The sequence below is a fragment of the Spongiactinospora gelatinilytica genome (assembly GCF_003236385.1).
Lineage (GTDB): Bacteria > Actinomycetota > Actinomycetes > Streptosporangiales > Streptosporangiaceae > Spongiactinospora > Spongiactinospora gelatinilytica.
Genome location: NZ_POUA01000422.1, coordinates 1 through 6,229, shown reverse-complemented (window position 1 = coordinate 6,229; position 6,229 = coordinate 1). Strand labels below are relative to the sequence as shown.

The window sequence follows — 6,229 nt, the reverse complement described above, 5'->3', positions numbered from 1 at the left end:
GGCAGGGGGGCGGGGGTGTGGTCGTAGAGCCAGCCGGTGGTGCGTTCGTAGAGGTGGCCGAAGAAGTACGGCATGACCAGTTCGCGTAGGCGGGCGGTCAGGGCCTGCGGTCTTGGCGTCGCGGTTGGCCGCGGCGACCTTGACCAGGCGGCCTGTGCGGTCGTGCCGTACCCGGTCGAACTCCGCCAAGGCCGTGGGGACGTCGCCGGCCGTGGTGAGTGCGTGGGCGAGTGCCACCGCGTCCTCGATCGCCATCGAGGCGCCCTGCCCCGCCCCCACCGGGTGCGCCGCGTCTCCGACGAGCACGGTCCTGCCGTCCTGGCGGCGCTCGGCCGGGCGCAGGACGTGCAGCAGGGTCGCCGCGCCCACCTCCGTGGCGCCTCGTAGTACAGCCGTCACCGGTTCCTCCGGGAAAAGCCCGGCCAGTTCGCCGAGTCCGACCGCGCGCACGTCGGCCGGTGGTTCGGCGGCGGCGACCTGGGCCGCCCACCACACCGTGCCGTCCGGGGCGGGCAGGTGGATGAACGCCCCCCGGCGGGCGAAGATCATGTTGATACCGGACCCGATGGCGGCGACGCCCCTGGCGACACCGGAAAGGGCGTAGATGCCCGCGTAGGCGGGCTCGGGGGAGGCGGGGTCCAAAACCTTGCGGGTCGCCGACCAGATACCGTCCGCGCCCACCACCACGTCGGCCCCGGCGATCAAGGGATCGCCGTTGAGGTGGCCGGTGCGGGCGTCTGCGGTATCGACGCTGGAGGTGCCCGTCCTCATTCACCGAATCTTTATTCGGCGAAAACGGGCTCAGTATGGTGTGCCGGGTGAAGGACGTCAAGGAGAGGACGACGTGGGAGTACGCAAGGTCAGGGCGGCGGAGACCGAGGCCGCGCTGAAGGAGGCGGCCCGCGGGCAGTTCACCGAACGCGGCTACCTGAACACCAAGATCACCGACATCACGGTCCGGCGGGCCGGGCCACCGGGTCCTTCTACGACCACTTCGCGAGCAAGGAGGAACTCCTGGGCGCCCTGCTGGCCGACATGCGCCGGCGGGCCCACGAGCAGATGGCCGGCACCGAGCACCCCCCGCACGACCTCACCGACCGCGCGCAACTCCGCGAGCACCTGAACGTCGGCTGGCGTCTGATGCGGGAGGACCGGCCGGTCGCGGTGGCGCTGATGGAGTCGGCGCTGGCCGCGGGCCCGGCCAGCGGGGAGGCGTGGCGGCGACTGACCGACGACACCGAGATCCTGCGCGACCACCTGGAACACCTGCGCACGAGCGGACGCCCGCTGCCCGGCGACCCCAGGCTGATCGCCGCCGCACTGGGGGCGATGCTGTCGATGCTGGCCTACGCGCTGCTGCCCGGCGACTCCGGGCCGGGCTACTCTGACGACGAGGTCGTGGACGCCCTCACCGACCTGCTGCTGCACGGCCTGGCGGGGCCGCCGGCGGCTAGATGATCCGTTTACGCCACCTGGGCTCGACGGTGCGCCATTCGTCCTCCCATTCGCGCAGCGTGCGACGCTCGACCAGAGCCCGCAGCCCCAGCAGGGCCAGCCACAGCAGCGCCGACGCGCCGATGGGGAACGAGATCGCCATCATCACCGCCGACAGCGGCGTGAAGCGGTTCGCCCGGTTGTCGCCGACGGGCGTGCCGTTCGCGTCGACCCTGATCGTGACGTCCTGCCCGGCGCGCCAGACCGCGGCGGCCGGGATCGTGCCCTGGCGTACCGAACCATCCGGAGCCGTCCAGCGGGCCTGCGCGAAACCGCTCCCGGCCGCCCGCCCTGACGAGGCGGCCGGCGGTGGGTTCATCATCGCGGGGTCCGTGAGCAGCCGGGCCGTCGCCGGCTGGGAGGACCTGGCCTCGCTCTGGACCGCCCGCTCGTGGGCCTGGTAGGCGCCGGTCGCCACGATGATCCCGGCCACGACCGACACGACGAGGCCGATGAGCGCCGTCACCCGGCCCGCCGCCTCTATGCGGTCCCATCGGCGGCGCAGCGGGTTGGGGCCGAGGCCGAGCCAGCGACCCAGACGCACGATGGCATTCTGCGACATCTCCACCACCCCAACGATCCCCCTACCACGCCAGCGCGTTTTTACTCCTACCACGCTTCGAATACCTTGGGTAATGGATCACGCACAATCGGTAGGCTGCCCGGCGTCATGTCACCGTGTCATGTCGACGAGGAGGGGGACTCTGGTGTGGCGACACCGATCGACGGCGAGACGGCTGGGCGGCGCCCTGGCGGTGGCGGGGGTGGTGTGGACTACGGCGGGCTGCGGTTCCGGCGCGGGCCCGGCGGCGGGCCCTGGAAAGGGTGAGAAGGCGCCGGCCGGGGCCGCCCTGCCCGATGAGCCCGCGGGCGTGCCCGAGGGGTTCAAGCGGGTCGGTGACGCCACCAACGGCGTGACCGTCTCGGTACCACGCGACTGGGCGGCTCTCGATCTCGGCCGGGACGACCTGGACAAGGGCCTCGCCGCCGCGGACCTGTCCGGGCGGACGATGCGGGAGGCCAAGGACAGCCTGCGCGAGCTGGCGGCCAGCAAGGCGGTGTGGGCCTCCGACCCCGCGTCGGTCCGGCGCTCCGCCACCAGTTTCGCCACCAACCTCAACGGCTTCTGCCGCCCCGGCGGCGCGGTGGCCGCGGCCGACCTGATCGACGTGGCCAAGGACCAGCTCCACCGGCTCGACGCCACCGTGACCGAGGCCGGGGAGGTGCCGCTCGACGAGGGCAGAGGGGTGCGGATCGTCTACATGTTCGCGTCCGGCGGGGTCAAGGTGCACGGCACCCAGTACTACGTGCCGGGCGCGGGCAAGACCTGCATCGTCACGCTCAGCACCGACCAGCAGGACCGCCAGCCGCTGTTCGACCGGATCGGCAGGACCGTCCGCCCGGTCTGAAGGGCCCGTCGGCACGTGGCGCGTTCTGCGTTATGGTTCGCGCTGTGCGTAGATCGCGACGGTTCTGGCGATTGACCCCGGCCGAGCGCCAGGTCTGGAACGCCTATCCCACGGGGGAATGGGTGGATTTCCGGATCGGCGACCGGGAGCGTGACGACCCGGCGTCCGGCGACGGCTGGGGTCCGGAGCGGACGGTCCGCGCCGAGCTGCTGGTGGCGCTGTTGCTCGGCGTCCGCGACCCCGAGCCGGGGCGCACCGCGGGCCTGCGGCTCGCCGGGGCGCGGATCACCGGCTCGTTCGACCTGTCCGACGCCACCGTCACCGCCAAGGTGCACCTGCTCAACTGCCACCTGGCGGACGGGGTCGACATCACCGACATCACCGCCCACGGCATCCGGCTGCGCGGCTGCGACATCTCCCGGGTGCGCGCCGCGCGGGCCACCGTCGAAGGACTGTTCGAGCTGGACGGATCGCACATCCATCGCGGCGTCCGGCTCGACAATGCCCACGTCAGCGGGCAGTTACGGATGTCGCACGCGCGAATCACCGCCCCGCTGCGGCGTGGGCACGGCGAGAACGACGGGGCCAACAAGATCGACGTCCGGCGGCCGATGTCGGAGAGCGAGCTGGAAGAGCGCGGCTACACCACCGACGTGTGGGCGGTGTGGGCGGGCGGCCTCACCGTGGACGGCGGCGCGTTCATGCGCGGGCTCCGCGCCTCCGGCGGCCTGCGGCTGATCGGCGCTCGATTCAACGGCGGTCTCTACCTGCGCGGGGCCGAGGTCACGAACGTGCGCTCGATCGCCGTGAACGGCGACCATCTGCAGGCCAGCGCGGTCGAGTTCAACGACGGCTTCAAGGCCGAGGGCACGGTACGGCTGCGCGGCGCGCGGATCGACGGCGTGCTGTCCTTCCACGGGTCGACGGTGAGCGCGCCCGACCGGATCGGGCTGCACCTCAGCCACGCGCAGGTGGACGAGGTGATCCTGACGCCCGACTCGCTCCAGGGCACGATCAACCTGGGCTACTCCAGGATCGGCGTGCTGCTCGACCAGCCGGACGCCTACGACGGCGACGTCCGTCTCAACGGGCTGGTCTACGAGTCGCTGCGTGGCGACTGGGCCGTGGCCGACCGGCTGCGCTGGTTGCGCAGGTCCGCCAACGGGTACCGGCCGCAGCCGTATGAGCAACTGGCGGGCTGGTACCGCAGGATCGGCCACGAGCCGGACGCGCGGCGGGTGCTGCTGGCGAAGCAGCGTGAGCGCCGCGGCACGCTGCGGCTGCCCGGCCGGACCTGGGGACGCCTGCTCGACGCCATGGTCGGTTACGGCTACCGCCCCTGGCTGGCCGCGGTGTGGGCGGCGTTGCTGCTCTTCACCGGCATGACCGTGTTCCACCTGATCCCGCCCGCCAAGATCGACATGGAGGAGGTCCGGCACTTCGACCCGTTCGTGTACACCCTGGACCTGCTGGTCCCGGTGAGCGTGTTCGAGCAGCGCGGGGCCTGGGAGCCGGTCGGCTGGACGCTCTGGCTGGCCAACCTGCTGATCGTGACGGGGTGGGTGCTGGCCACGGCGCTGATCGCGGGCGCGACGCGGGTGCTACGCCCGGTCGCCTCCTCCTGACCGCTCCTCCCCCTCCCATCGGCCGCCGTCCACGATGCGGAAGCGGGGCACCGCCTCCGGGTGCTCGCGGCGAATGTAGGCGAGCAGGTGCTCGCGGGCGTCGCACTTGAGGTCCCAGGCGCTGGCCGAGTCGGCGGCGCTCATCAGCGCGCGCAGCTCGACCAGGCCGTTCGGCAGCAGGTCGGTGACCTGGAGGATCCAGTCCTTCTGGTCCCACAGCGGGTGCTCGCGCAGGAAGTGGTACAGCTCGGTGCGCAGTTCATCCACCGGGACCGACCATTCCACACGGATGTACACATGGCCGATCACCCTGCTGCCGTGCCTGGTCCAGTTCTCGAACGGGTTCTGGGTGAAATAGGACACCGGCAGCACCAGCCGGCGTTCGTCCCACAGCCGCAGCACCACGTAGGTGAGGGTCAGTTCCTCGATCCGGCCCCACTCCCCGCGCACGACCACCACGTCGTCCAGCCTGATCGCGTCGCTGAACGCGAGTTGCAGCCCGGCGAGAAGGTTGCCCAGCGTGGACTGCGCGGCGATGCCGGCCACCACGCCGACGATGCCGGCCGAGGCGAGCAGCCCGGCCCCCAGCGCGCGCACCGAGGGGAAGGTGAACAGCATCGCGCCGAGCGCCACCACGATGACCACCGCGGCGGCGACCCGGCGCACCAGCGTGATCTGGGTGCGGATGCGGCGGGCACGCCGGTCGCCGTCGCCCTCCACCGCCATCAGCCGGTCGAGCACGACGTCGGTGATGGCGTAGGCGGCCTGGATGACCAGCCAGGTCACGCAGCCGATGGTGAGCAGCGCGAGGGCGCGGTCCACGAGTTCGACCCAGGGAGGCGGGATGGGCACCCGCCGGTCCACGGTCGGTTCGTAGGCCAGGTTGGCGGCGACCACCACCGCGGTCGCGAACCCCGGCCAGGTGCACCGCCGTACGAGAGGTTCGGCGAGCCCCCAGCGCGGGCCGATGAGCCGCGACTGCAGCACCCGGCGGACGATCTCCACTGCCGCCACCGCCACGGCGACGGCCACCACCAGGCCGAGCAGGTTCGGTAGTGCGGACACGCTATAAGCCCCCTTTACGACACTCCTACCACTGTGCCGCATTGGCGGAAAGGGATCTCAGAGGGCTTGGGCGGACGACTGGTAACGGTGTACTAGCTAGTAGCGGCGTGCGCAGCAACCCCAGGAGATGGTGTTCGCGTGGATGGTGTCCGGCCTGTTGAGCAGGCCCAGGTCACGCAGCGCGGCGCGGGTCCTGCGCGTCTCGCCGCCCAGCCACTGCGCGAACCCGTCGCCGCCGAGATGGTGCCGGACCCACGCGTGCGTACGGCAGGTCCGCCGCCAGCGGGCCGAGGTCTCCAGTTGGTCGCAGACCGCGACCGCCGCCGCCCGCTCCTCCGCGCTCATCCCAGCGGGCCCGAGCAGCCCGCACCAGTCGGCGTAGTCGACCCGCACGCCGCACTCCAGCAGGCTCGGCGCGTCGATCCCCTCGATCGGCGCGGCCGAGGAGACCGCGAGCGCCCTGGCGCGGCCGGAGGCCAGCCGGGCCGCCCACTCGCGTACCGGGCCGATGGCGGCCGCGACCCGCCCGCCGAGCACCGCCGCGGCGGCCTGCGCCGGGTCGCCGTAGGCGGCGTACTGCACGCGCCGGGCGTCCACCCCGAGCCCCTGGGCGATCATGCCGAACAGCACGTGCTC

General features: G+C 72.2%; 6 protein-coding genes and 1 pseudogene. 3 read left to right on the top strand and 4 right to left on the bottom strand.

The annotated features are described in order from the left end of the window. The coding region (locus C1I98_RS33620; RefSeq protein WP_146607803.1) for an FAD-dependent monooxygenase at positions 1-771 on the bottom strand (771 nt) is incomplete at its 3' end. Between the two features lie 264 nt (positions 772-1,035). Here C1I98_RS33620 and C1I98_RS33615 point away from each other — a divergent pair. Next, the gene (locus C1I98_RS33615) at positions 1,036-1,458 is read left to right on the top strand and encodes a hypothetical protein (protein ID WP_199537415.1); all 423 of its coding nucleotides are present in this window, start codon (positions 1,036-1,038) and stop codon (positions 1,456-1,458) included. On the opposite strand, the gene C1I98_RS33610 is transcribed toward C1I98_RS33615, so the two are convergent. Further along, positions 1,451-2,038, bottom strand: a complete 588-nt coding sequence (locus C1I98_RS33610; RefSeq protein ID WP_146607802.1) for an Rv1733c family protein — start codon at positions 2,036-2,038, stop codon at positions 1,451-1,453. The genes C1I98_RS33615 and C1I98_RS33610 overlap by 8 nt on opposite strands. A gap of 163 nt (positions 2,039-2,201) precedes the next feature. Between C1I98_RS33610 and C1I98_RS33605 the strand changes: the two genes are divergently transcribed. Both C1I98_RS33605 and C1I98_RS33600 read left to right on the top strand, forming a co-directional pair. Next, the gene (locus tag C1I98_RS33605) at positions 2,202-2,903 is read left to right on the top strand and encodes an LCP family protein (RefSeq protein WP_146607801.1); all 702 of its coding nucleotides are present in this window, start codon (positions 2,202-2,204) and stop codon (positions 2,901-2,903) included. A 44-nt stretch (positions 2,904-2,947) separates the two neighbouring features. Next, positions 2,948-4,528 carry an oxidoreductase gene (locus C1I98_RS33600; protein WP_146607800.1) on the top strand — a complete coding sequence of 527 codons (1,581 nt, stop codon included), beginning with the start codon at positions 2,948-2,950 and terminating at the stop codon, positions 4,526-4,528. On the opposite strand, the gene C1I98_RS33595 is transcribed toward C1I98_RS33600, so the two are convergent. After that, the gene (locus C1I98_RS33595) at positions 4,505-5,593 is read right to left on the bottom strand and encodes a mechanosensitive ion channel family protein (RefSeq protein WP_233508406.1); all 1,089 of its coding nucleotides are present in this window, start codon (positions 5,591-5,593) and stop codon (positions 4,505-4,507) included. The genes C1I98_RS33600 and C1I98_RS33595 overlap by 24 nt on opposite strands. A 96-nt stretch (positions 5,594-5,689) precedes the next feature. Then, positions 5,690-6,229, bottom strand: a pseudogene (locus C1I98_RS33590) (hypothetical protein); the annotation flags it as partial.

Coding starts and splice junctions, on each gene's coding strand:
- C1I98_RS33615 (WP_199537415.1), top strand. CDS start 1,036: ATGCGCCGGCGGGCCCACGAGCAGATGGCCGGCACCGAGCACCCCCCG.